The following is a 20779-nucleotide window of genomic DNA, read 5'->3' on the forward strand; positions in this document are numbered from 1 at the left end:
CAGAATCAGGGCACACGGAACGACAAACAGCCGCATCTTGCGATGCGTCTGCCTCCGACCGTTCTCTTTCATCCGGACTTTAACCGTCGGCTTCGGAGTTGCACCGAATCTGCTGACCCTTCCCCTCGGCAAGAAGACCTTAGGCAAGGCGCTCGCGGGCTTAGGCCTTTCGGCCCTTACCGCCGGTGGGGACTTTCACCCCGCCCTGAGAACATCGGCCGTCCGGGATGAACGGCCTGACGGGAAATATGACGCCAGCCGGCGGCCGCAGCAAGCGTGTTCCGCATGGGGAAAGCGCATGGTCCCATGCCGTCATGGCGGCACGGCCCTCGCCCGGCGGAATTAACGAATGCCGCCCTCCCCCGCGAATCCGATTCCGCTTTGTTCTCATCCAACGGGATCGAGGACGTCCCCCGTTAAGAATTGTGGCGGAGATGAGCTGTGGACGAACGAGTCCTGACTTGTGGACGGACTCGGGACCCCGTTGCGCAGATTCCGCAAATCACATCACTTGATCCGCGACAGGCCCGCGCTGATCCGAGGGATCGCACCAGCGACGTTGAGGGAGCGTGCCGGGCCGACCGCGTGCGTATCAAGGACAACAAGAAGGCAAGAGGTCGAGACGGCATGTCCCTGCTCGAAAGCACTATCGATTCCAAAAGCCATCCGCTCGCGGTGGTCGAGGATATCGCTGCCAGCAACAACTGGCCGTTCGAACGCTCCGGCGAAGACGAGCTCACCATTGTCTCCAAGGGACAATGGACTGACTACCAGATCTCCTTCACCTGGATGGGCGAGATCGAGGCGCTGCATCTGGCCTGCGCGTTCGACATGAAGATTCCGGTCGCGCGCCGCGGCGAGGTGCAGCGGCTCGTCGCCGCGGTCAACGAGCAGCTGTGGGTCGGTCATTTCGACCTGTGGACCAACACCGGCATGATCATGCACCGCCAGGCCCTTGTGCTGCCCGGCGGCCTCACCGCCTCGACCGCGCAATGCGAGGCCATGCTCGCCGGCGCCATCCACGCCTGCGAGCGCTATTTCCCGGCGTTCCAGTTCGTGGTGTGGGCGGGCAAGACCACGACCGAAGCGATGGACGCGGCGATGTTCGACACGGTGGGAGAGGCGTAGGGCTCGCCCCGCCCTCCGCCGTCGTCCCGGACGAGCGAAGCGAAGCTCCGGGACCCATACCGCGTGATGCCTCTTGTGGCGCGCGGCTTGTTGCTCTGCTCTCGATCCACTAGAACCGCCGATGGTTATGGGTCCCTGCGTTCGCAGGGACGACACCGTTTGCAAGGTGATCGCAGTGGCAGATAGCAGCACCCTCCAAAACATCACCGGCACCATCCTGCTCGCCGGCGCGGGCAAGATGGGCGGGGCGATGCTGACCGGATGGCTTTCGGGCGGGCTCGATCCGCGCCGCGTCGCGGTGGTCGATCCGCATATTTCGCCCGAGATCACCGCGCTCGCCGCCAAAGGCGTCGCGCTCAATCCCGATGCAGCCACGGTCGGCACGGTCGAGACGCTGGTCGTCGCGGTGAAGCCTCAGATGTTCCGCGAGGCCGGCGCCAAACTGAAATCGTTCGTCTCGGACAAGACATCGGTGGTCTCGATCATGGCGGGAATCACGATTGCCTCGCTGCAGCAGGTCTGCGGCGGCGCCGTGGTGCGCGCGATGCCGAACACGCCGGCCGCGATCGGCCGCGGCATCACCGTTGCGGTCGCCGCGAATAACGTCAGCGCCGCGCAGCGCGCGGTGGCCGACGCGCTGCTGCGCGCCACCGGCTCGGTCGAATGGGTCGATGACGAGAGCCTGATGGACGCGGTCACCGCCGTCTCCGGCTCCGGCCCGGCCTATGTGTTCCTGCTCGCCGAGGAGCTCGCGCGCGCCGGCGTTGAGGCCGGACTGCCCGAGTCGCTCGCGACCAGGCTGGCGCGCGAAACCGTCGCCGGCTCCGGCGAGCTGCTGCACCAGTCGGAGCTTCCCTCCGCCACGCTGCGCCAGAACGTCACCTCGCCCGGCGGCACCACCGCCGCGGCGCTCGGCGTGCTGATGGGCGAGCCGGGCCTGCGCGATCTCATGATTCGCGCGATCGCAGCGGCGACCAAGCGGTCGAAAGAATTGGCGAACTAGGACGGTGCCGTAGGGTGGGCAAAGCGAAAGCGTGCCCACCATTTCAATCGCAAGCGTGGAGAGACCCGTGGCACGACGCCTCGCGCCTTTGCCCACCCTACGGCGTCGTGCCCGCGGCTAACCGCCTGTTGAACATCTCGACATTGACGAGCCCGCGCGCGTGGCGGCCCTCGCCGAGCTTGCGCGGGCCTTCGAACGCTTCGACCTCGAACCGAATGACGCGGCGCTCGACCGCGACGACCTTCGCGGTGGTCCGCACCGTCGCGCCGACGAGGGCGGCGGCGAGATGGCGGATATCGACCTCGGTGCCAACAGTGACCCAGCCCGGCTGAAGCGCGGCGCGGATCGCATCGCCCGACGTCATCTCCATTTCCAGAATCATCATCGGCGTCGCGTAGACCATCGGCATGCCGGGCACGAAATGCCCGACCGTGCGCTCCGCCGGGACCACCAGCATGCGCTCGGCGCTCATGCCGACCTTGATGAAATCGCGTGCGTCCATGGTGCCTCAAACTCCGCTGTCGTCCCGGACAAGCGAGCGTAGCGAGCGCTGATCCGGGACGACAGCGGTGAATGCCGAACCGCCAGTGGCTACTTCTTCGCGGCCGCCGCGCGTTCCACGAACGTCTTGCCGCCCTTCATCTTGTGGCGGAGCGGGGCTTCGTTGATCTGGATGACGACGGCATCGGCGTCGACGCCGAGATTCTTCACCAGCGCCTGGGTGATGTCGCGCATCATGCCGGCCTTCTGCTCGTCGGTGCGGCCTTCGGCCATGCTGACAGTGATCTCAGGCATCGTTTTCTCCCTGTTGCTGTCGTCATGGCCGGGCTTGTCCCGGCCATCCACGTGCTCATCCATCAAACAAGACGTGGATGCCCGGGACAAGCCCGGCCATGACGGCCTGCCGGAATGGCTATCCCCACTTTACGTCATGGCGGGCCAGGACCTCGCGCACCTTGGCGACGAGATCGGCTTCACTGCACGAGAATTGCGCCGGTCGGCTCTCGCGCCATTCCTGGTTGGAGGCGATCGCCGCGGCCGCCTTCGCGCCTTCGATCAGATCTTTGATCTGCAGCTCGCCGCGCGCCTTTTCATCCGAGCCCTGGATGATCACGCAGGGACTGTTGCGGCGATCGGCATATTTGAGCTGGTTGCCCATGTTCTTGGGATTGCCGAGATAGAGCTCGGCGCGGATGCCGCCGGTGCGCAAGGATGCCACCATCTTCTGATAGTCGGCGACGCGGTCGCGGTCGAACACGGTGACGACGACGGGCCCGAATTCCGGCCGCGTGTCGAGCTTGCCGAGCAACGTCAGTGCGGCCTGCAAGCGCGAGACGCCGATCGAAAAGCCGGTCGCCGGCACCGGCTCGCCGCGGAAACGTGAGACGAGGCCATCGTAACGCCCGCCCCCGCCGACCGAGCCGAAGCGCACGGGCCGGCCCTTCTCGTCCTTGGTCTCGAGCAGCAGTTCGACCTCGTAGACGGGGCCGGTGTAGTATTCGAGACCGCGCACGACGGACGGATCGATCTTGATGCGGTCCGCACCGTAACCCGACGCCGTGACCAGCTTGGCAATCTCTTCCAGCTCGATGACGCCGGCTTGACCGATCTCGCTCTTGGCGAGGTAGGTTTCGGCCGCGGCAATGGCTTCTTTCCAATCCTCGCGCGGCCTGGTGATGGCGAGAACGACATCAGCTTCCGCCGCGCTGAGGTTGGCGCCCTTCGTGAAGTCGCCTTTGCCTTCTTCGCCGCCGTCCCATCGTCCGGGGCCGAGCAATTTACGCACTTCGTCGGCGGAAAACTTGTCGAGCTTGTCGATCGCGCGCAGCACGGTCAGCCTGCGGCCTGCGTTCTCGTCGCCACCGAGCCCGATGGCTTCCAGCACGCCGTCGAGCACTTTGCGGTTGTTGACCTTCACGACATAGGAGCCGCGCGCGATGCCGAGCGCCTCCATCGTGTCCGCCGCCATCATGCAGATCTCGGCATCCGCCGCCGGCGTCGCCGAGCCGACCGTGTCGGCATCGAACTGCATGAACTGGCGGAAGCGGCCGGGGCCCGGCTTTTCGTTGCGGAAGACGTAGCCGACGCGGTAGCTGCGGTAGGGCAAGACCAGAGCGTCGGTGCCGTAGCGCTCGCCGACGTAGCGGGCGAGCGGCGCCGTCAGATCGTAGCGCAGGCTGATCCACTGCTCGTCGTCGTCCTGGAACGAGAACACGCCTTCGTTCGGACGGTCCTGGTCGGGCAGGAACTTGCCGAGCGCGTCGGTGTATTCCATCGCCGGCGTCTCCACCGGCTCGAAGCCGTAGAGCTCGTAGACGGCGCGAATTTTCTCGACCATCTCGCGCGTCGCCCGGATCGCGGCGGGATCGCGATCCTCGAGCCCGCGCGGCAACCGCGCCTTCAGTTTCTGGGGTTTTTTGGGTTTCTCGGCCATGCGCGGCATTTACCAGCCGACGCAGGGGGCGGCAACTGCTGCCTCGCCCTAAGGCTTCTCCATCCGCGCCCTCAGGGCATCCGCGTCCGCCTTCGGCAGCGACTTCAGCGTCGGCTTGATGGTTTCGCCCCCGACGATCTTGCCGTTGCGCATGAACATCCAGTCCGAGATGTCGGCCTCGCCGAATTCGACCTTGTCGCCTGCCCGCTTGCCCGGCAGGTCGCGCGGCTCGTTGGCGAACAGGCCGGAATAGGCCCCATTCGGCAGCTTCTTCACCTCGCCGATCCAGATGTGCTCCCCGCCCTTGCGGGTCGAGAAGCGCACCTTCAGGGCGTGCCCGGCCTCCGACGGCTTTGGCGATTCGTAGGAGGCCCAGAAGGTTGGAAGCGAGCCACGGGCGCGCGCGATCGCGGCATTCATCTCGGGATCGCTGGTGCGGACGTCGACGATCGGTGAGCGGTCTTGCGCGACCACCTCGTGCGTGGGGCCGATGGTCAGAATGCCGAAAACGGAAACGCCGGTGATTGCGGCGAGAACGACCCATTTCGCGGGTTGGGAGAGTTTCGTTGCCATGGTCGCGATGTCCTGATGTCCAGATGTGTCCAGACTTTGTCGCATGTCGGCAACGGCACGTTCAGTGCACGAAAAACCACAAACGATGCGCGTTTCCCCTCTCCTCACGAGAGGGGAAACGCGCATCGCCGCATCTTAAAACACCTTGCGGATCCAGTTGTGCGGATCGTTGGTGCGGCCGTACTGGATGTCGACGAGCTGCTTGCGCAGGCCCATGGCGACGGGACCGGCGGCTCCGCCGCTGATCTCGAAATCGCCGCTCACCGAGCGCACCTTGCCGATCGGCGAGATGACGGCGGCGGTGCCGCAGGCAAACGCTTCCTTCAGCTTGCCGCTGGCGGCATCCTTGCGCCACTGGTCGAGCGAATACGGCTCCTCGCGCACGGTTTTGCCGGCATCCTTCGCGAGCGCGATGATGGAATCGCGGGTGATGCCGGGCAGGATGGTGCCGAGCGGCGGCGTCGAGAGCGAGCCGTCGTCGAACACGAAGAACACGTTCATGCCGCCGAGCTCCTCGATGTAGCGGCGCTCGACCGCGTCGAGGAAGACGACCTGATCGCAGCCATGCTGGATCGCTTCGGCCTGGGCGCGCAGGCTCGCGGCATAATTGCCGCCGCACTTGACCGCCCCGGTGCCGCCGACAGCGGCGCGCGTGTAGTTTTCGGACACCCAGATCGACACCGGCGCGGGACCGCCCTTGAAGTAGGAGCCGACCGGCGAAGCGATGACGGCGAAGATATATTCGGACGACGGCTTGACGCCGAGGAAGGTCTCGCTCGCGATCATGAAGGGCCGCAGGTAGAGACTGCCCTCGCCGCCCGGCATCCAGGCGCGGTCGATGCGCACGACCTGCTCGACCGCCTCGATGAAGACGTCCTCGGGCAGCTGCGCCATCGCCATGCGGTCGGCGGAGTCCTTGAAGCGCCGCGCATTGGCGTCGGGACGGAACAGGTTCACGCCGCCATCGTCGCGCTTGTAGGCCTTCAGACCCTCGAAGATCTCCTGCGCGTAGTGCAGCACCGCGCCGGCCGGATCCATCTGGAAGTTGGCGCGTGCCTCGACACGTGCCTCGTACCAGCCGCCCTTGGCCTGGTTGTAGCGCACGATCGCCATGTGATCGGTGAAGACCCGTCCGAAGCCGGGGTCCACCAGCTTGGCCACGCGGTCCTTCTCGGGCGTCGGATTGGATGCGGGCTGGATGTCGAATTTCATGCTCATGTCCTTGCCTCCCGCTTGCCGGTGGCGACGCCGTTCTGGCGCCGGCCTGCCCTTTTCGGGCCCGGCTGGCTTGATTGGTTTTGGGCCGAACCACCGCCAGCCTTGTTACGGCCGGTTTCCGTGGCCAGCATGTCCGGCAGGACATGCTTTTGCGGAACGCGGAAGTCCAGTATGTTTTGTCGAAACGCCGCTCGACAATCGCACGGTAGATCTGATCCGGCCGTCGTCGCCTGTCCGGCTCTCTCCAGCCGCCCTGCTTCGATGCCACCCCGCGCGAAACGATCTAAAATTTCGTGCTGGTCAATCGTTTTGTAACATTGAACCCAAGATACGTCAATATGCCTGACATAAATTTCGCGACTTCCTCTCACGACGCCGCCGAGCCCAGGCCGGCCGCAGACGACGGAGGCAATTTGCGCTGGGATATCATCGAGCTACTGTTCTTCGCCTATCGCGACTTCGTCGGCGATCCCGACCAGGAGCTGGAGGCTTTCGGCTTCGGCCGCGCCCATCACCGGGTCATGCATTTCGTCTACCGCTATCCCGGCCTCAAGGTCGCCGACCTGCTCGACGTCCTGCGCATCACCAAGCAGTCGCTCGGCCGCGTGCTCAAGCAGTTGCTGGACGAGGGCTACATCGTGCAGAAGACCGGCGACAATGACCGTCGCCAGCGCCTGCTCTACGCCACGCCGAAGGGCGAGGCGCTGGTGCAGAAGCTCGCCGGGCTGCAGACCACGCGGATCACCAAGGCGCTCGCCGAAATGGCTCCGCAGGATGCCGAGACGGTCAAGCGCTTCCTGCGCGCGATGATCGATCGCGATGATCCGGACAAGGTGCTCGAAACGATCTTCGCTTCCGTCAACCACGACGCCAAGGAGTGACCGTGCCGCTCGCTGCCACGCTCGCCCGCCCGCCGGCTCGCCCGGCCGACGACGCCCCGCATCTGCTGCTCGTCGACGACGACCGCCGCATCCGCGATCTGCTGTCGCGCTTCCTCGCCGCCGAGGGCTACCGCGTCACCACCGCCGCGAGTGCCGGCGATGCACGCTCGAAACTGCTGGGCCTGCATTTCGACCTCTTGATCCTCGACGTGATGATGCCTGGCGAGACCGGCTTCGATCTCGCCCGCTTCATCCGGACATCCTCCTCGGTGCCGATCGTGATGCTGACGGCACGACACGAGGCGGAAGCGCGCATCGAGGGCCTGCAGATCGGCGCCGACGACTACGTGGCTAAACCGTTCGAGCCGCGCGAGCTGGCGCTGCGCATCAACAACATCCTCAAGCGCGCCGCTCCGCCGCCGCAGGCCACAGCGGTGGAGAAGATCGCGTTCGGCCCCTACGTCTACCATCTCGATCGCGGCGAGCTGCGCCAGGGCGAGGAGGTCATCCACCTCACCGACCGCGAGCGCGAGATGCTGCGCATCCTCTCGGAGACGCCGGGCGAGACCGTGCCGCGCAGTGCGCTGACCGGCAATGGCAGCGTCAACGAGCGCGCCGTCGACGTGCAGATCAACCGCCTCAGGCGCAAGATCGAGACCGACCCCGCCAATCCGCTGTTCCTCCAGGCGGTGCGCGGTATCGGCTACCGGCTGGTAGCCTCGCCATAAATCAGTGAAGCGCGACCGATGAGCACGATCGATACCGGCCTGACGCTTTTGAAGAGCGCCGCCGGCCGCGTCTCCGCCGCCAATGGCTGGATGGGCAATGCGTTCAAGGGCTGGATGCCGACCGGCCTCTACGCCCGCGCGCTGCTCATCATGATCGTGCCGATGGTGGTGCTGCAATCGGTCGTCGCCTTCGTATTCATGGAGCGGCACTGGAACACGGTGACGCGGCGCCTCTCGGCCGCGGTGGTGCAGGACATCGCCGCACTGATCGACGTCTACAAGGGCTATCCGCAGGACCGGGATCGCGAGCAGATTCGTCGCATCGCGCAGCAACGCCTAGGCCTCGTCGTCGATTTCCTGCCCCCCGGCGACATGCCGCCGCCGGGACCAAAACCGTTCTTCTCGCTGCTCGACCAGACGCTGTCGGTACAGCTCGGCCGCCAGATCGGACGCGCGTTCTGGATCGACACGGTCGGCCGCTCCAATCTCGTCGAGATCCGCATCCAGCTCGACGATGCCGTGATGCGCGTGTTCGCGCAGCGCAGCGCCGCCTATGCCTCCAACTCGGAGATATTCCTGTTCTGGATGGTCGGCACGTCCTCGATCCTGCTGATCGTGGCCGTGCTGTTCCTGCGCAACCAGATCAAGCCGATCCTGCGCCTTGCCGACGCCGCCGAGAGTTTCGGCAAGGGCCGCGAAGCGCCGAACTTCAGACCGCGCGGCGCGCGCGAGGTGCGGCGCGCGTCGGTTGCCTTCCTCGAGATGAAATCGCGCATCGAGCGCACGATGGAGCAGCGCACCGCGATGCTCGCCGGCGTCAGCCACGATCTGCGCACCATCCTGACCCGCTTCAAGCTCGAGCTGGCGCTGATCGGCGACAGCCCCGAGCTCGATGGCATGCGCAAGGACGTCGACGAAATGTCGATGATGCTGGAGGATTACCTCGCGTTTGCCCGCGGCGATTCCGGTGAGCAGTCGCAGCCCACCGACATGGCGCAGGCGCTCGAGGAATTGCGCGGCGACGCCGAGCGCCATGGCCATACCGCGACCGTTGCCTTCCATGGCCTGCCCGTGGTGACGGTGAAGCCGGCCTCGTTCAAGCGCTGTCTCGCCAACCTCGTCACCAACGCGGCGCGCTACGGCAAGGCCATCGCCATCACCGGCCAGCGCGATCACCGTTATTTGACCGTGACGATCGACGACGACGGCCCCGGCATTCCCGCGCATTTGCGCGAAGAAGTGTTCAAGCCGTTCCTGCGGCTCGACAACGCCCGCAACCAGGATGAGGGCGGCACGGGCCTCGGCCTCGCCATCGCCCGCGATATCGCCCGCTCGCATGGCGGCGACATCACCCTCGGCGACAGCCCGATGGGGGGATTGCGGGCGAGTGTGCGGATACCGGTGTAGGCGATGCCGTAGCCCGGATGGAGCGCAGCGCAATCCGGGATCAGCCTATCGTGGCGCGGAGCCCCGGATTTCGCTGCGCTCCATCCGGGCTACGACCTACGATCCCGCCTACTTCGGCAGCAGCGCCTTCAGCTTGTCCATGTCGCGCACGTTCATCTTGAAGCCGCCGGGCATCACGATGTCGCCGGGCTTCTGGTCGGGCTTGCAGGCCCCAAGCCATTTGGCTTGCAGCGTCATGGTGGTATCGCGCCCGGCCGCGCCGGCGACGCCGCCCTGTGCGTGCGAAGAGGTCTTCACCGTGTAGGCCGAATTGAAATCGCCCGTGATCTCGGCATGCGAGGTCGTGCTGACGCCGGCGACGCTGCACTCGGAATCGCTGACATAGCCGGTCGCGGTCTTCTTGATGTCCTGCTTGGCGCAGATCTGCTTCGCCATCGGGGAGACGTTGTTGTTCATCTCCTTGTCGACGGTCTCGTCTGTGCAGTGCTGCATGGTCATCTCGGGCATGGGCGAGCCGGTCGTGACCAGCTTCATTTCCCAAAGACCGGCCTTGCGGACCGGCAGATCGTCGGCGCTGGCGCTGCCCGCCGACACCACGAGGCAAAGCGTCGAGCCGAGCAAAGCGAGTTTGCGCGTCATGTGGAGGCTCCCGGCTGAGAGATGCGGCGCTACGAAAGCGCCTCAGTAGAGCGTGCGGATCGGCTGGTCGGCGGCGCCATAAGGCACCCAGCGGCACGAGAACGAGATGTAGCCGCCCTCATAGGCCTGCACCGCCAGGAATTTCACGACCTTGCCGTAGCGCGCGCAGTGATCGACCGCGGCCTGCCGGGCATCGACCTGGGTGGCCATCGAATAGGCGATGATGCCGCCGGTGTCGTTGCCCTTGAACGGCGGCACATAGTCGGCGCGCGCCGACTGGCTCGCCATCATACCCGAGACAACCAGGCTGGCGAGAAGACCCGCGGCCGCAATGATTCGCATTCCCGTCACTCCAATTGGCTGGCGGCCAGTTTACGGTGCCGGGAGGGAAGTGAAAAGAACGGAAGCCCTGCCAACCACGATGTTGTGGTCAACTCCTGGCGAAGTGTTGCCGCGCTGCACTTGACCTCCCCCGGCCTTCGCGGCACCGTCCAACCTTCGCAAGACTTCAGCTGTCCGGATTGACCATGCTCGCCCCCTTCCTGAAATCGTTCCGCTATGCCGCCGTGCTCGGCCTCATGTTCGGAGCGATGTCGCTCGGCGAGGCCAGGGCCGCCAATCCGCTGGAGCTGAACTTCTGGCTGAGCGGACCGCGCTATGACGGCGCCGTTGCCGATTGCGACCGGGCGCTGCCGACCATCGCCACCCAGTTCTGGGAGAAGGAAAGCACGTTCTGGAATTCCTCGTTGAAGATCACCGGCTTCTCGGCCGTTCGCGAGACCGCGTTCCGGCCCTGGCAGTCCGACAATATTCCGCGCCGCTATTGCACCGGCGAGGCCATGCTCAATGACGGCAAGGTGCGCAAGGTGCACTTCTCGATCATCGAGGATGGCGGCTTCGCCGGCTATGGCAACGGCGTCGAATGGTGCGTGGTCGGGCTCGACCGCAACTGGGCCTATAATCCGGCCTGCCGCGCCGCCAAGCCCTGATCAGGAAGCGCTGATCAGGAAGCCCTGGTTCGTCGCTCGAGGCGCCGAACGGCGGCCACCTGAATTTTGTTCTTGAAATGTTCCCATCGCCTGCTAGGCTTCCTCGCACAGTCTAGTTGAGGGGCGTCGCCATGTTTCATTCCAGATTGCATTCGTTTTCCCGTCTCGTGATCTCCCTGACCCTTGCCGCCGGACTGGCCTTGCTCGCCGGCGGCGCAAACGCCCAGGACAAGCGGCAGAACGCGCCCGGCGAGTTCGACTTCTATGTGCTGTCGCTGTCGTGGTCGCCCTCGTTCTGCGAGGAGGCGGCCGAGCGTGGCGGCCGCTCGCAGATCCAGTGCAGCGGTCGGCCCTACGCCTTCGTGGTGCATGGGCTGTGGCCGCAATATGAGAATGGCTTCCCGGAATATTGCCAACGGCCTTCGCCGCGGCTGAATCGCAACATCGTGTCCTCGATGCTCGACCTGATGCCGGCGCCGGGCCTGATCTTCAACGAATGGGACAAGCACGGCACCTGCTCGGGCCTCGAGGGCCGCAGCTATTTCGAGACGATCCGCAAGGCGCGCGCTGCGATCAAGATCCCGGCCGAATATCTCGATTTGTCGCAGGCCAAGACCGTGGCGCCGGCGGATGTGGAGGAAGCCTTCATCAAGGCCAATCCGGGGCTGAGCAATGCCGCCGTCTCGGTCACCTGCAACCGGACCAGGCTCTCCGAAGTTCGCATCTGCCTCAGCAAGGACCTGCAATTCCGCGCCTGCGACGAGATCGAACGCCGCACCTGCCGCCGCGAGCAGGTGACGATGCCGCCGATCAGGGGCGGATAGGCCGAGGTCTCGTGCCCCGGATGCAGTGCAATGCGCCGCGAAACGCGGCGTAGTGCACTGCTGATCCGGGGCCCATCACACAGGAAGAAGCTGGTCCCGGCTCAGCGGCGCGGCGTTACACGCTGCACCGCGTCCGGGACATGTGATTGTACCTCTTTGCTTCAAGCCATCACGTGGCGTAGTGCTCTTCCCATGAACTACCACCACGCCTTCCACGCCGGCAACTTCGCCGATGTCATCAAGCACATCGTGCTGGCGCGCATCCTCACCTATCTGCAGGACAAGCCGGGGGCGTTCCGCGTCATCGACACCCATGCCGGCGCCGGCCTCTACGATCTCGACAGCGACGAGGCGCGCCGGGGCGGCGAATGGCTGACCGGCATCGCGCGGCTGATGCAGGCGCGCCTGTCGAACGAGAGCGCGGCGCTGGCCAAGCCCTATCTCGACATCGTCCGCGCCTTCAATCCGAAGGGTGAGCTCAAGGCCTATCCGGGCTCGCCGTTGATTGCGCGCGGCCTGCTCCGGCCGCAAGACCGGCTCGTCGCCTGCGAGCTTGAGCCGAAGGCGCGGAAAGCGCTGATCGCCGTGCTGCGCCACGACGAACAGGCTCGCGTGGTCGACCTCGACGGCTGGGTGGCGCTGCCGGCCTTCGTGCCGCCGAAGGAGCGGCGCGGCCTCGTGCTGATCGATCCACCCTTCGAGGCAAAGGACGAGTTCGAACGGCTGGGCGAGGCCTTCTCCACAGCCTTCGCGAAATGGCCGACCGGTATCTATGTCATCTGGTATCCGGCCAAGAACCGGCGCGCCACCGACACGCTGGCCCAAACGGTGGCGCGGCTCGCAGCTGCAGCAAAACCGCCGGGAAATTGTCTGCGCCTCGAGTTCAGCGTCGCGCCTCAGCTCGATGGCGGGGCTCTCGCCTCCACCGGGCTGCTGATCGTCAATCCACCCTACACGCTGCAGGGCGAGCTCAAGACGATCCTGCCCGAGCTGGAAATGCCGCTCGGCCAAGGCGGTGCTGCCAGATTCCGATTGGAGGTGCCCAAGCCTTAGAGCCAAAAAGCCGTAACACTCCGGCATTCTTGGGAAAAATATGCAGGAGCGGTAGTCAATCTGCAGAGAACCGTATTATGCTATTTCCGTGACTGGCTTTACGTTCCGCTTCCGCGAATGGTTGCGGCGGAGTGAAGGCCTAAGAAAGATCCGGCCGGACCGCCAGCGGTCCGCCCAAGGATGGCCAGCTCCCGGGCTTCGTAACGCCCGGTCATGCCGTGACGTGAGTCTGCGTCGCGGCGGAGGAGCAATGAGGGGGAGTTTCCCGATGGCCATGACGGGAACGGTCAAGTTTTTCAACGGCGAACGCGGCTACGGTTTCATCAAGCCTGACGACGGAGGCCGCGACGTCTTCGTGCATATTACTGCTGTGGAGCGGGCCGGACTGAAGGACCTTGCGGAAGGACAGCGTATTACTTTCGAAGTCGAACCTGACAAGAAGGGGAAGGGACCGAAGGCGGTCAATCTGGTCATCCTCTCCTAGCGGGCCTGACGCACAACATTCGGCGCAATACTTGGCGCAAAGATACTTGGCGCAAAAAAAATCCCGGCCGCGAGCGGCCGGGAGGTTGTAGTCCGGTATTTTCTTCTTCAGCTATCAGAAGTGATAGTTCACGCCTGCGCGCACAACGCTGGCGCTATAGCCGTTTGACACGCCCGTAATTGCGAACTGGCTCGACGACAGATCGATGTAGAGATATTCGAGCTTCGCGCTCCAATTCGGCGCGAAGCCGACCTCTGCGCCGGCACCGATGGTCCAGCCAGCGGTGGTGTGCGATTCCGTCCAGCCGAACGTCTGTGCGCGCAGCTCGCCGAAGGCAAGGCCTGCGGTGCCGTAGAACAGGATGTTACTGAAGGCATAGCCGGCGCGGCCGCGCAGGGTGCCGAACCACGGATTGGAGAATTTCCACGGTGCGAAGGTGTCGTCGGCACCGGCGGCCTGGATGTCGCCCTCGACGCCGAACACAAACGGGCCATTCTGGAAGTTGTAACCGGCCTGCACGCCGCCGACGAAGCCCGACGGCTTTGAGGGATTGTTGTCGACCGAGCCCCATTCATAGCCGATGTTGCCGCCGAGATAGGGGCCGGCCCAGCTATAGGCGTTGAGCGGCTGGTTGACGGTATAGGGCGCACGCTGACCGTAATTGAGATCGGCGGCCTCCGCCGAAGCTGTCCAGCCGGCTGCCACCAACGCGGCCGCGCCCACAACGAGCCTCTTCATCACACACTCCAACGCAACTGCCGTCACCGGCTGCGGCGCCTGACGCCGCCGCGCGAGGCAACCCGCATGGTTAGGGAACCACGACCTTTTCGCGTAAGATTTATCGAGAGTTTTAAGTTAAAGGGCTGTTAAGCCGGGTTACCGCGCTGTTAACAGGCTTAAGCAAGCGTTACCGGGAACTGCGCCGCCATCCTGTGCGTGCCGCACGGCCGGAACTTCAAATCGGCACCCCCAGCGCCTAAATTCGCTCCATGGTTCACGATTCCACCGACAATCCGGACGAGCGCGCGCGCAAGCCCGTGCGAGGCACCGCACCGGACGTCCCAGCCGAGACGCCTCCGGACCTCGATCCCGCCACCAGCGGCGGCGATGACGAGGACGATGCGCGGCTGCCCGATATCCTGGAAGAGAGCGGCGCCGTCGGCGAAGGACCGCTGGCAACCGGTCACGAGGCGATCGAACGCGCGGTCCGCCTCGCCCCCACCTCGCCCGGCGTCTACCGCATGCTCAATGCGAATGCCGACGTGCTCTATGTCGGCAAGGCCAAGAACGTCAAAAAGCGCCTCTCCAACTATGCGCGCCAGAATGCGCCGCAGCCGGCCCGCATCCTGCGCATGATCGCAGCCACGGTGACCGTGGAAATCGTCTCGACCAACACCGAGACCGAGGCGCTGCTGCTGGAAGCCAACCTCATCAAGCAGCTTCGGCCGCGCTTCAACGTGCAGCTGCGCGACGACAAATCGTTTCCCTATATCCTGATCACCGGCGACCATTGGGCGCCGCAGATCCTGAAACATCGCGGCGCGCAGAGCCGGCCCGGGCGCTATTTCGGTCCGTTCGCCTCCGCCGGCGCCGTCAACCGCACCATCACGGCGCTGCAGCGCGCCTTCCTGATCCGCTCCTGCACCGATTCCTTCTTCGAGAGCCGCACCAGGCCCTGCCTGCTCTACCAGATCCGCCGCTGCGCCGGCCCCTGCACCCGCGAGATCGACTTTCCCGGCTATACGACCCTGGTGCGCGAGGCGAGCGACTTCCTGTCCGGCAAGAGCCATGCTGTGAAGCAGGAGCTTGCCGGTGAGATGGAGAAGGCCTCCGGCGAGCTCGAGTTCGAGCGCGCCGCGCTCTACCGCGACCGCCTCGCCGCGCTGTCGGCGATCCAGTCGCAGCAGGGCATCAACCCGCGCACGGTCGAGGAAGCCGACGTGTTCGCCATCCATCAGGAGGGCGGCTTCTCCTGCGTCGAGGTGTTCTTCTTCCGCACCGGCCAGAACTGGGGCAACCGCGCCTATTTTCCGCGCGCGGAAAAAACGTACACCCCGGAAGAGGTGCTCGGCTCCTTCCTCGCCCAGTTCTACGACGACAAGCCGCCGCCGAGGAACATCCTGCTCTCGCACGAGATCGAGGAGAGCGAGCTGCTCGCCAATGCGCTGTCGATCAAGGCCGGCCACAAGGTCGAGGTCGCCGCGCCCAAGCGCGGCGAGAAGAAGGAACTCGTCGCCCACGCGCTGACCAATGCGCGCGAGGCGCTCGGCCGCAAGCTCGCGGACACCGCCACGCAAAGCCGCCTGCTCGACGCCATCGCCACGACGCTGAGCCTGCCCCATTCGCCCAAGCGCATCGAGGTCTACGACAACAGCCACATCCAGGGCACCAATGCGGTCGGCGCCATGATCGTCGCCGGCCCTGATGGTTTCGTGAAGAACCAGTACCGCAAGTTCAACATCAAGTCGGAAGGGATCACGCCGGGCGACGACTTCGCCATGATGCGCGAGGTGCTGGAGCGGCGCTTCAAGCGCCTGATCAATCCGCCCGAGGAGGGTGCGAGCAAAGCGAAGGACGACGATTTCCCGCAATGGCCCGATCTCGTCATCATCGACGGCGGCCGCGGCCAGCTCAACGCCGTGCGCGAGATCTTTGCCAATCTCGGCCTGACCCAGGTGTCGCTGATGTCGGTCGCCAAGGGACCGGACCGGGATGCCGGCCGCGAGACCCTGTTCATGCCGGAGCGCGAGGCGATCAAGCTGGAGCCGCGCGACCCCGTGCTCTATTTCATCCAGCGCCTGCGCGACGAGGCCCACCGCTTCGTCATCGGCTCGCACCGCAAGCTGCGCAAGAAGGACATCCGCGAGGCCGGCTTGCAGGAGATTCCGGGCATCGGCCCGTCACGCAAACGTGCCTTGCTGCATCATTTCGGGACCCTGAAGGAGATCGAACGCGCCTCGATCGCCGATCTCGGCAAGGTTCCGGGGGTGAGCGCCGAGAGCGCTCGCAAGATTTTCGAGTATTTCCATCCTCAGCCGGGATGAACTAAAGGGGGCTGTGGTCATATGGTCGTCGCATCCCGCACCCATCTGGGAGCGGAACGGTTGACCTTCAGGCCACAGCGGTATTGGTAGGACGGATGAACATCGCCACGACACGAGGGACGACCAGCCGCGCGATGTCCCTCCCGAACCTCCTGACCTATGGCCGGATCGCCGCGATCCCGGTCGTCGTCGGATGCATCTATGCGCAGTCCATTCTGGATCAGCCGCTCTGGCTACGCTGGGTGGCGGTGGCCATCTTCATCGGCGCCGCGGTGACCGATTACCTTGACGGCTACTATGCGCGGATCTGGAATCAGCAATCGGCGTTCGGCCGGATGCTCGATCCGATCGCCGACAAGCTGCTGGTCGCCTCGTGCCTGCTGATGCTGGCCGCGGACGGCATCATCCACGGCTGGTCGCTATGGGCCGCCATCGTGATCCTGTGCCGCGAGATCCTGGTCTCGGGCCTGCGCGAATATCTCGCCGCGCTCCGCGTCAGCGTTCCCGTGACCAAGCTCGCGAAGTGGAAGACCACGGTCCAGCTCGTCGCCATCGGCTTTCTGCTCGCTGGCCCGGCCGGCGACGAGGTGGTGCCCGTCGTCTCGATGATTGGCCTCGCGCTGCTATGGGCCTCGGCGATCCTGACCATCTACACCGGCTATGACTATTTCCGCGCCGGCATCCATCACCTCATCAAGGAGGACGAGGGATGAAGGTGAAGTATTTCGCCTGGGTGCGCGAACGCATCGGCAAGGCCGAAGAGACCATCGAGCCGCCGGCGACCGTGCGGACCGTCGAGGAGTTGATCGCGTGGCTGTCCGGCCAAGGCGAGGCCTACGCCTACGCGTTCGATAAGCCGAAGGTGATCCGCACCGCGATCGACCATGCCCATGTCAAATCGGATGCCGCAATCGCGGGCGCCCGCGAGATCGCGTTCTTCCCGCCGATGACCGGCGGCTAGACCATGACTTCCCCTGTCGCCAGCTGCCCCGTCACCATCCGCATCCAGGCGGACGATTTCGACATCGCGCGCGAGATCGCGGCTTTGACGGCGGGCCGCACCGACATCGGCGCGGTCGTCACCTTCTCCGGCATCTGCCGCGGTGACGAGGACAGCGCGAAGATCGCCGCGCTGACGCTCGAACACTATCCCGGCATGGCTGAGGAAGAGATCAGGCGTCATACCGACGAGGCGACCTCGCGCTGGCCGCTGAACGGCGTCACCGTGATTCACCGCGTCGGCCGCTTCATGCCCGGACAGAACATCGTGCTGGTGTTGACCGCCTCGCAGCACCGCCAGGCCGCATTCCATGCGGCCGAGTTCCTGATGGACTACCTCAAGACCAGCGCCCCGTTCTGGAAGAAGGAAGAGAGCGAAGCCGGCACCGGCTGGGTCGAGGCTCAGGCTCGCGACGACGAGGCCGCCGCGCGCTGGACCCGATCCTGATGGCAAAAGCATCCAAAAAGACCGTCCGCGGCCGCGCCGCGCCCAAGCTCGCCAAAGTCGGCCCGGGTGAACTTCTCACGCTGGTCGATTTCGTCCGCTATGGGGTGAGCCGCTTTGTCGAAGCCGAGCTCGCCTTTGCGCACGGTACGACCGATCCGGTTGTCGAAGCAGCCTTCCTGGTGAGCGAAGCGCTGCATCTCAATCCCGAGCAGTTCGAGATCTTTGCCAACGCACGGGTCACGGCGGCGGAAGGCAAGACCATCCTCGATCTCATCCATCGACGTGTCACCACGCGCAAACCGGCCGCCTATCTCGTCAACAAGATCTACATGCTCGGCTTGCCCTTCTATGTCGATGAGCGCGTCATCGTTCCGCGCTCCTTCATCGGAGAGCTGCTGGAGTCGCATTTCGGCGGCGATGGCGAGGCCGGATCGCTGATCGACGAGCCTACGGGCGTCGAGCGCGTGCTCGATCTCTGCACGGGATCGGGATGCCTCGCCATCCTCGCGGCGCATCATTTCCCGAACGCCACCGTCGATGCCGTCGATGTCTCCAAGGGCGCGATCGAGGTCGCCACGCGAAATGTCGGCGAATACGGCCTCGAGGACCGGATCAGCCTGTATCGCGGCGACCTGTTCGCCCCGCTCGGCGATGCGCGCTACGACCTGATTATCACCAATCCGCCCTACGTCGATGCCGAAGGCATGGCGACGCTGCCGCCCGAATGCCGGGCCGAGCCGAAGCTCGCCTTCGATGGCGGCAGGGACGGTCTCGACGTGGTGCGCCGGATCCTGCGCGAGGCGCCCGATCACCTCACCCCGGACGGCGGACTAATCTGCGAGATCGGCCGCGGCCGCGACCTGGTCGACGAGGCCTTTCCGGAACTGCCGCTGCTCTGGCTCGACACCGAGGACTCGGAGGGCGAGGTGTTCTGGATCGCAGCCGCCGATCTCGGCTGATTCGACGCGGCGGACAGAGCTCCGTCGGAACAACTCAAATACCGCCACGTTCATCCTCCGACAATTTTCTTGCTCTTGGAGGATGTCCAGATGCTCGCGCCATCGGGCGAATTGCTGCGCGCCGGCATGGCGCTCAAGCTCAACCACGTCAAACGCGCCGCTCAATCCTATCTGCGTGACCAGACCAGCCAGGCAACCGGCAAGGTGACGTCTTACGCGGTGGCTGGCGGGCTGTTCGCGGTCGCGGGCCTTTTCGTTGTCGCGGCCTTCTTCGTCGGGCTGATCGCCCTCTACCGCTGGGTTGCCATCACCTACGGGCAGTTCTGGGGGTTTGGTGCCGCCGGAGGAGTGCTGCTGGTGCTGGCGGCGGTCTGCGCTGGCGTGGCAATGGCGCAGATGAAGCGCAAATCGAAGCCGATCGTGCCACTTGCCAGTCGGTTGCGCGTTGCAATTGCGACCCCACGGATTCCGCGCGGAACGGTCAAGGAAGCCGTTAAAGAGGTCGCCACCACGATTCCCCTTGCGCCGCTCGCCCCCGGCGAGCGCCGCCATGGCGCAAGAGCTTCGGCGGCGCGCACCAACCGACCCGTGCAGCTTGGTCTGATGCTCGCGGCGATTGGGCTGGCGGGATTCACGGCGGCGCGCCGCAGACGTCACGGTCAGAGATTGGACGCTTGAATGCTGGTGCGGCGCTCCGAACAGCTCGACTCCTGGCTGCTGGTGGCCGCCACTGCCGTCTTCGTGCTGACCGCGGAGCGCTATTTCCAGGACCCCGGCCTGGTCGGATCCGGCCCTCCGCAAGACCACCGCAAAGGCGAGGCGAATTCACCGGAAACGCACCCGGCCAGTGCGGCGGTGCAGCCCGGCCGCGGCCGCCGGGCGAAAAGTCCGTTCGAGATCCCCTGGACGGGCTGGAAGGACATCTTCTGGCGCACCTATCAGCGCATCGACGACGATCGCCTGCTCGCGACAGCGGGCGGCGTCGTCTTTTTTGGGCTGCTCGCGATCTTCCCGGCGGTGACGGCGCTGGTCTCCTCTTATGGCCTGTTCGCCGACCCCGCGACGATCAGTTCCAATCTGCAGACGCTTGCGACCATGGTGCCCGAGGGCTCGTTCCAGATCGTGGAGGATCAAGTCTCGCGCGTGGTGTCGAACGGCAATACCACGCTCGGCGCCACCTTCCTGCTCGGCCTTCTGCTCGCGGTCTGGAGCGCCAATGCGGGCGTCAAGGCGATCTTCGATGCCCTCAACGTCGCCTATGAGGAGCGCGAGAAGCGCAGCTTCATCAAGCTCAATCTGGTGTCGCTGGCCTTCACGGTCGGCGGCATCGTGGCGCTGCTGCTGATGGTGGGTGCCGTCGTCGCCTTCCCGCTCGCGCTCAATCATCTCGGCATGGCGCCCGAAAGCAAGCTGATCGTGGCGCTGGCGCGATGGCCGCTGCTGTTCCTGATCCTGCTCGTGGCACTGGCGATCCTGTACCGCTTCGCCCCCAGCCGCGACGCCCCGCGCTGGCAATGGCTGAGCCTCGGCGCAGTGACGGCGGCCCTCCTCTGGATCGCCGGCTCGGCGCTGCTGTCCTGGTATCTCTCGGCATTCGCCAATTACAATGCGACCTACGGCTCGCTCGGCGCCGCCATCGGCCTGATGATGTGGATGTGGATGTCCGCCATCGTCATCATGTTCGGCGCCGAGCTGAATTCGGAAATGGAGCGGCAGACGCTGAGGGATACGACCACCGGCCGGCCCAGGCCGCTCGGCACCCGGGAGGCTGTCTCGGCCGACACGGTCGGCGCCGCCGCACCGTCCTGACTGCGTGATCGTCCTGAACGTGCAGGCCCGAGCCGCTATCCCCTCGAATCAACAATGATGTTAAGGTCATACGGCCTAGGGGGAGCATGAGGCGTGACGGGTTCGCACAGTGACCCGTGTTTTCCCGGGTAAGGCAGTCAGCTCTTGAGGCGTAACGCG

Annotated in this window: 24 protein-coding genes and 1 riboswitch; of the genes, 16 read left to right on the forward strand and 8 right to left on the reverse strand. The window is 65.1% G+C overall.

Annotated elements, in window-relative coordinates; all coding sequences use genetic code 11:
* Window positions 1–56: 56 nt before the first annotated feature.
* Window positions 57–217, reverse strand: a riboswitch (FMN riboswitch).
* Window positions 218–627: 410 nt separating this feature from the next.
* Window positions 628–1128 carry a YbjN domain-containing protein gene (locus AABA84_RS02270; RefSeq protein ID WP_212248406.1) on the forward strand — a complete coding sequence of 167 codons (501 nt, stop codon included), beginning with the start codon at window positions 628–630 and terminating at the stop codon, window positions 1126–1128.
* Window positions 1129–1255: 127 nt separating this feature from the next.
* Complete coding sequence (gene proC, locus AABA84_RS02275; RefSeq protein ID WP_338311483.1) at window positions 1256–2131, forward strand: pyrroline-5-carboxylate reductase; 876 nt, start codon at window positions 1256–1258, stop codon at window positions 2129–2131.
* 97 nt (window positions 2132–2228) lie between these two features.
* On the opposite strand, the gene AABA84_RS02280 is transcribed toward proC, so the two are convergent.
* The 5 genes from AABA84_RS02280 to AABA84_RS02300 form a co-directional block, all read right to left on the reverse strand.
* Window positions 2229–2633 carry a thioesterase family protein gene (locus tag AABA84_RS02280; RefSeq protein ID WP_338311210.1) on the reverse strand — a complete coding sequence of 135 codons (405 nt, stop codon included), beginning with the start codon at window positions 2631–2633 and terminating at the stop codon, window positions 2229–2231.
* 89 nt (window positions 2634–2722) lie between these two features.
* The gene (locus AABA84_RS02285; RefSeq protein WP_018318340.1) at window positions 2723–2989 is read right to left on the reverse strand and encodes a tautomerase family protein; all 267 of its coding nucleotides are present in this window, start codon (window positions 2987–2989) and stop codon (window positions 2723–2725) included.
* Between the two features lie 55 nt (window positions 2990–3044).
* Window positions 3045–4565 carry a histidine--tRNA ligase gene (gene hisS / locus AABA84_RS02290; protein ID WP_338311211.1) on the reverse strand — a complete coding sequence of 507 codons (1521 nt, stop codon included), beginning with the start codon at window positions 4563–4565 and terminating at the stop codon, window positions 3045–3047.
* 48 nt (window positions 4566–4613) lie between these two features.
* The gene (locus AABA84_RS02295) at window positions 4614–5138 is read right to left on the reverse strand and encodes a YegJ family protein (RefSeq protein ID WP_338309627.1); all 525 of its coding nucleotides are present in this window, start codon (window positions 5136–5138) and stop codon (window positions 4614–4616) included.
* Window positions 5139–5273: 135 nt separating this feature from the next.
* Window positions 5274–6356, reverse strand: coding sequence for a branched-chain amino acid aminotransferase (locus AABA84_RS02300; protein ID WP_212248410.1), 1083 nt, complete (start codon window positions 6354–6356; stop codon window positions 5274–5276).
* Between the two features lie 338 nt (window positions 6357–6694).
* Here AABA84_RS02300 and AABA84_RS02305 point away from each other — a divergent pair, with 338 nt between their 5' ends.
* The 3 genes from AABA84_RS02305 to AABA84_RS02315 are packed head-to-tail and all read left to right on the forward strand — an operon-like array spanning window position 6695 to window position 9372.
* A complete protein-coding gene (locus AABA84_RS02305) occupies window positions 6695–7237 on the forward strand; it encodes a MarR family winged helix-turn-helix transcriptional regulator (RefSeq protein ID WP_246550251.1) in 543 nt (180 codons plus the stop codon).
* On the forward strand, window positions 7234–7965 hold the full coding sequence (locus AABA84_RS02310) for a response regulator (RefSeq protein ID WP_094973056.1): 732 nt from the start codon (window positions 7234–7236) through the stop codon (window positions 7963–7965). Before AABA84_RS02305 ends, AABA84_RS02310 begins: the two co-directional genes overlap by 4 nt.
* A gap of 18 nt (window positions 7966–7983) precedes the next feature.
* Window positions 7984–9372 (forward strand): ATP-binding protein, encoded by a 1389-nt coding sequence (locus AABA84_RS02315; RefSeq protein ID WP_338309626.1) that lies wholly within the window; start codon window positions 7984–7986, stop codon window positions 9370–9372.
* A gap of 108 nt (window positions 9373–9480) precedes the next feature.
* Here the strand turns inward: AABA84_RS02315 and AABA84_RS02320 are convergent, their stop codons facing one another.
* Both AABA84_RS02320 and AABA84_RS02325 read right to left on the reverse strand, forming a co-directional pair.
* The gene (locus tag AABA84_RS02320; protein WP_212248412.1) at window positions 9481–10011 is read right to left on the reverse strand and encodes a DUF3617 domain-containing protein; all 531 of its coding nucleotides are present in this window, start codon (window positions 10009–10011) and stop codon (window positions 9481–9483) included.
* Between the two features lie 42 nt (window positions 10012–10053).
* Window positions 10054–10353 (reverse strand): hypothetical protein, encoded by a 300-nt coding sequence (locus AABA84_RS02325; protein WP_038947472.1) that lies wholly within the window; start codon window positions 10351–10353, stop codon window positions 10054–10056.
* Window positions 10354–10589: 236 nt separating this feature from the next.
* Between AABA84_RS02325 and AABA84_RS02330 the strand changes: the two genes are divergently transcribed.
* From AABA84_RS02330 to AABA84_RS02345, 4 genes are all read left to right on the forward strand, one after another.
* On the forward strand, window positions 10590–11000 hold the full coding sequence (locus AABA84_RS02330) for a hypothetical protein (protein ID WP_246550281.1): 411 nt from the start codon (window positions 10590–10592) through the stop codon (window positions 10998–11000).
* Between the two features lie 131 nt (window positions 11001–11131).
* Window positions 11132–11824, forward strand: coding sequence for a ribonuclease T2 (locus tag AABA84_RS02335; protein WP_338311212.1), 693 nt, complete (start codon window positions 11132–11134; stop codon window positions 11822–11824).
* Between the two features lie 192 nt (window positions 11825–12016).
* Window positions 12017–12877, forward strand: coding sequence for a 23S rRNA (adenine(2030)-N(6))-methyltransferase RlmJ (locus AABA84_RS02340; RefSeq protein ID WP_338311213.1), 861 nt, complete (start codon window positions 12017–12019; stop codon window positions 12875–12877).
* A 268-nt stretch (window positions 12878–13145) separates the two neighbouring features.
* Window positions 13146–13361, forward strand: coding sequence for a cold-shock protein (locus tag AABA84_RS02345; RefSeq protein ID WP_008544396.1), 216 nt, complete (start codon window positions 13146–13148; stop codon window positions 13359–13361).
* Window positions 13362–13475: 114 nt separating this feature from the next.
* On the opposite strand, the gene AABA84_RS02350 is transcribed toward AABA84_RS02345, so the two are convergent.
* The gene (locus AABA84_RS02350; protein ID WP_212248416.1) at window positions 13476–14099 is read right to left on the reverse strand and encodes an outer membrane protein; all 624 of its coding nucleotides are present in this window, start codon (window positions 14097–14099) and stop codon (window positions 13476–13478) included.
* Between the two features lie 251 nt (window positions 14100–14350).
* On the opposite strand from AABA84_RS02350, the gene uvrC reads away from it, so the two are divergent.
* The 7 genes from uvrC to AABA84_RS02385 all read left to right on the forward strand — a co-directional run bounded on the left by uvrC (window position 14351) and on the right by AABA84_RS02385 (window position 20620).
* Entirely contained in the window at window positions 14351–16405 is a 2055-nt protein-coding gene (gene uvrC, locus AABA84_RS02355; RefSeq protein ID WP_212248417.1) for an excinuclease ABC subunit UvrC, read from the forward strand.
* Between the two features lie 95 nt (window positions 16406–16500).
* On the forward strand, window positions 16501–17118 hold the full coding sequence (pgsA, locus tag AABA84_RS02360) for a CDP-diacylglycerol--glycerol-3-phosphate 3-phosphatidyltransferase (RefSeq protein WP_212248418.1): 618 nt from the start codon (window positions 16501–16503) through the stop codon (window positions 17116–17118).
* Entirely contained in the window at window positions 17115–17366 is a 252-nt protein-coding gene (gene moaD / locus AABA84_RS02365) for a molybdopterin converting factor subunit 1 (RefSeq protein WP_338311214.1), read from the forward strand. Before pgsA ends, moaD begins: the two co-directional genes overlap by 4 nt.
* A 3-nt stretch (window positions 17367–17369) precedes the next feature.
* Window positions 17370–17852, forward strand: coding sequence for a molybdenum cofactor biosynthesis protein MoaE (locus AABA84_RS02370; RefSeq protein ID WP_338311216.1), 483 nt, complete (start codon window positions 17370–17372; stop codon window positions 17850–17852).
* On the forward strand, window positions 17852–18811 hold the full coding sequence (gene prmB, locus AABA84_RS02375) for a 50S ribosomal protein L3 N(5)-glutamine methyltransferase (protein ID WP_212248420.1): 960 nt from the start codon (window positions 17852–17854) through the stop codon (window positions 18809–18811). Before AABA84_RS02370 ends, prmB begins: the two co-directional genes overlap by 1 nt.
* Window positions 18812–18901: 90 nt before the next feature.
* The gene (locus AABA84_RS02380; RefSeq protein WP_338311217.1) at window positions 18902–19489 is read left to right on the forward strand and encodes a phage holin family protein; all 588 of its coding nucleotides are present in this window, start codon (window positions 18902–18904) and stop codon (window positions 19487–19489) included.
* Window positions 19490–20620 (forward strand): YihY/virulence factor BrkB family protein, encoded by a 1131-nt coding sequence (locus AABA84_RS02385; protein WP_338311219.1) that lies wholly within the window; start codon window positions 19490–19492, stop codon window positions 20618–20620.
* The last annotated feature ends 159 nt before the right edge of the window (window positions 20621–20779 follow it).

Origin of the sequence: Bradyrhizobium sp. TM239, from assembly GCF_036247985.1 — a bacterium.
GTDB lineage: Bacteria > Pseudomonadota > Alphaproteobacteria > Rhizobiales > Xanthobacteraceae > Bradyrhizobium > Bradyrhizobium ottawaense.

What these genes read in the sequence shown, in the direction of transcription:
- AABA84_RS02270 (WP_212248406.1), top strand. Translation starts at nt 628, where the DNA reads ATGTCCCTGCTCGAAAGCACTATCGATTCCAAAAGCCATCCGCTCGCG.
- proC (WP_338311483.1), top strand. Translation starts at nt 1,256, where the DNA reads ATGGGTCCCTGCGTTCGCAGGGACGACACCGTTTGCAAGGTGATCGCA.
- AABA84_RS02280 (WP_338311210.1), bottom strand. Translation starts at nt 2,633, where the DNA reads ATGGACGCACGCGATTTCATCAAGGTCGGCATGAGCGCCGAGCGCATG.
- AABA84_RS02285 (WP_018318340.1), bottom strand. Translation starts at nt 2,989, where the DNA reads ATGGATGAGCACGTGGATGGCCGGGACAAGCCCGGCCATGACGACAGC.
- hisS (WP_338311211.1), bottom strand. Translation starts at nt 4,565, where the DNA reads ATGGCCGAGAAACCCAAAAAACCCCAGAAACTGAAGGCGCGGTTGCCG.
- AABA84_RS02295 (WP_338309627.1), bottom strand. Translation starts at nt 5,138, where the DNA reads ATGGCAACGAAACTCTCCCAACCCGCGAAATGGGTCGTTCTCGCCGCA.
- AABA84_RS02300 (WP_212248410.1), bottom strand. Translation starts at nt 6,356, where the DNA reads ATGAGCATGAAATTCGACATCCAGCCCGCATCCAATCCGACGCCCGAG.
- AABA84_RS02305 (WP_246550251.1), top strand. Translation starts at nt 6,695, where the DNA reads ATGCCTGACATAAATTTCGCGACTTCCTCTCACGACGCCGCCGAGCCC.
- AABA84_RS02315 (WP_338309626.1), top strand. Translation starts at nt 7,984, where the DNA reads ATGAGCACGATCGATACCGGCCTGACGCTTTTGAAGAGCGCCGCCGGC.
- AABA84_RS02320 (WP_212248412.1), bottom strand. Translation starts at nt 10,011, where the DNA reads ATGACGCGCAAACTCGCTTTGCTCGGCTCGACGCTTTGCCTCGTGGTG.
- AABA84_RS02325 (WP_038947472.1), bottom strand. Translation starts at nt 10,353, where the DNA reads ATGCGAATCATTGCGGCCGCGGGTCTTCTCGCCAGCCTGGTTGTCTCG.
- AABA84_RS02330 (WP_246550281.1), top strand. Translation starts at nt 10,590, where the DNA reads ATGTTCGGAGCGATGTCGCTCGGCGAGGCCAGGGCCGCCAATCCGCTG.
- AABA84_RS02335 (WP_338311212.1), top strand. Translation starts at nt 11,132, where the DNA reads ATGTTTCATTCCAGATTGCATTCGTTTTCCCGTCTCGTGATCTCCCTG.
- AABA84_RS02340 (WP_338311213.1), top strand. Translation starts at nt 12,017, where the DNA reads ATGAACTACCACCACGCCTTCCACGCCGGCAACTTCGCCGATGTCATC.
- AABA84_RS02345 (WP_008544396.1), top strand. Translation starts at nt 13,146, where the DNA reads ATGGCCATGACGGGAACGGTCAAGTTTTTCAACGGCGAACGCGGCTAC.
- AABA84_RS02350 (WP_212248416.1), bottom strand. Translation starts at nt 14,099, where the DNA reads ATGAAGAGGCTCGTTGTGGGCGCGGCCGCGTTGGTGGCAGCCGGCTGG.
- uvrC (WP_212248417.1), top strand. Translation starts at nt 14,351, where the DNA reads ATGGTTCACGATTCCACCGACAATCCGGACGAGCGCGCGCGCAAGCCC.
- pgsA (WP_212248418.1), top strand. Translation starts at nt 16,501, where the DNA reads ATGAACATCGCCACGACACGAGGGACGACCAGCCGCGCGATGTCCCTC.
- moaD (WP_338311214.1), top strand. Translation starts at nt 17,115, where the DNA reads ATGAAGGTGAAGTATTTCGCCTGGGTGCGCGAACGCATCGGCAAGGCC.
- AABA84_RS02370 (WP_338311216.1), top strand. Translation starts at nt 17,370, where the DNA reads ATGACTTCCCCTGTCGCCAGCTGCCCCGTCACCATCCGCATCCAGGCG.
- prmB (WP_212248420.1), top strand. Translation starts at nt 17,852, where the DNA reads ATGGCAAAAGCATCCAAAAAGACCGTCCGCGGCCGCGCCGCGCCCAAG.
- AABA84_RS02380 (WP_338311217.1), top strand. Translation starts at nt 18,902, where the DNA reads ATGCTCGCGCCATCGGGCGAATTGCTGCGCGCCGGCATGGCGCTCAAG.
- AABA84_RS02385 (WP_338311219.1), top strand. Translation starts at nt 19,490, where the DNA reads ATGCTGGTGCGGCGCTCCGAACAGCTCGACTCCTGGCTGCTGGTGGCC.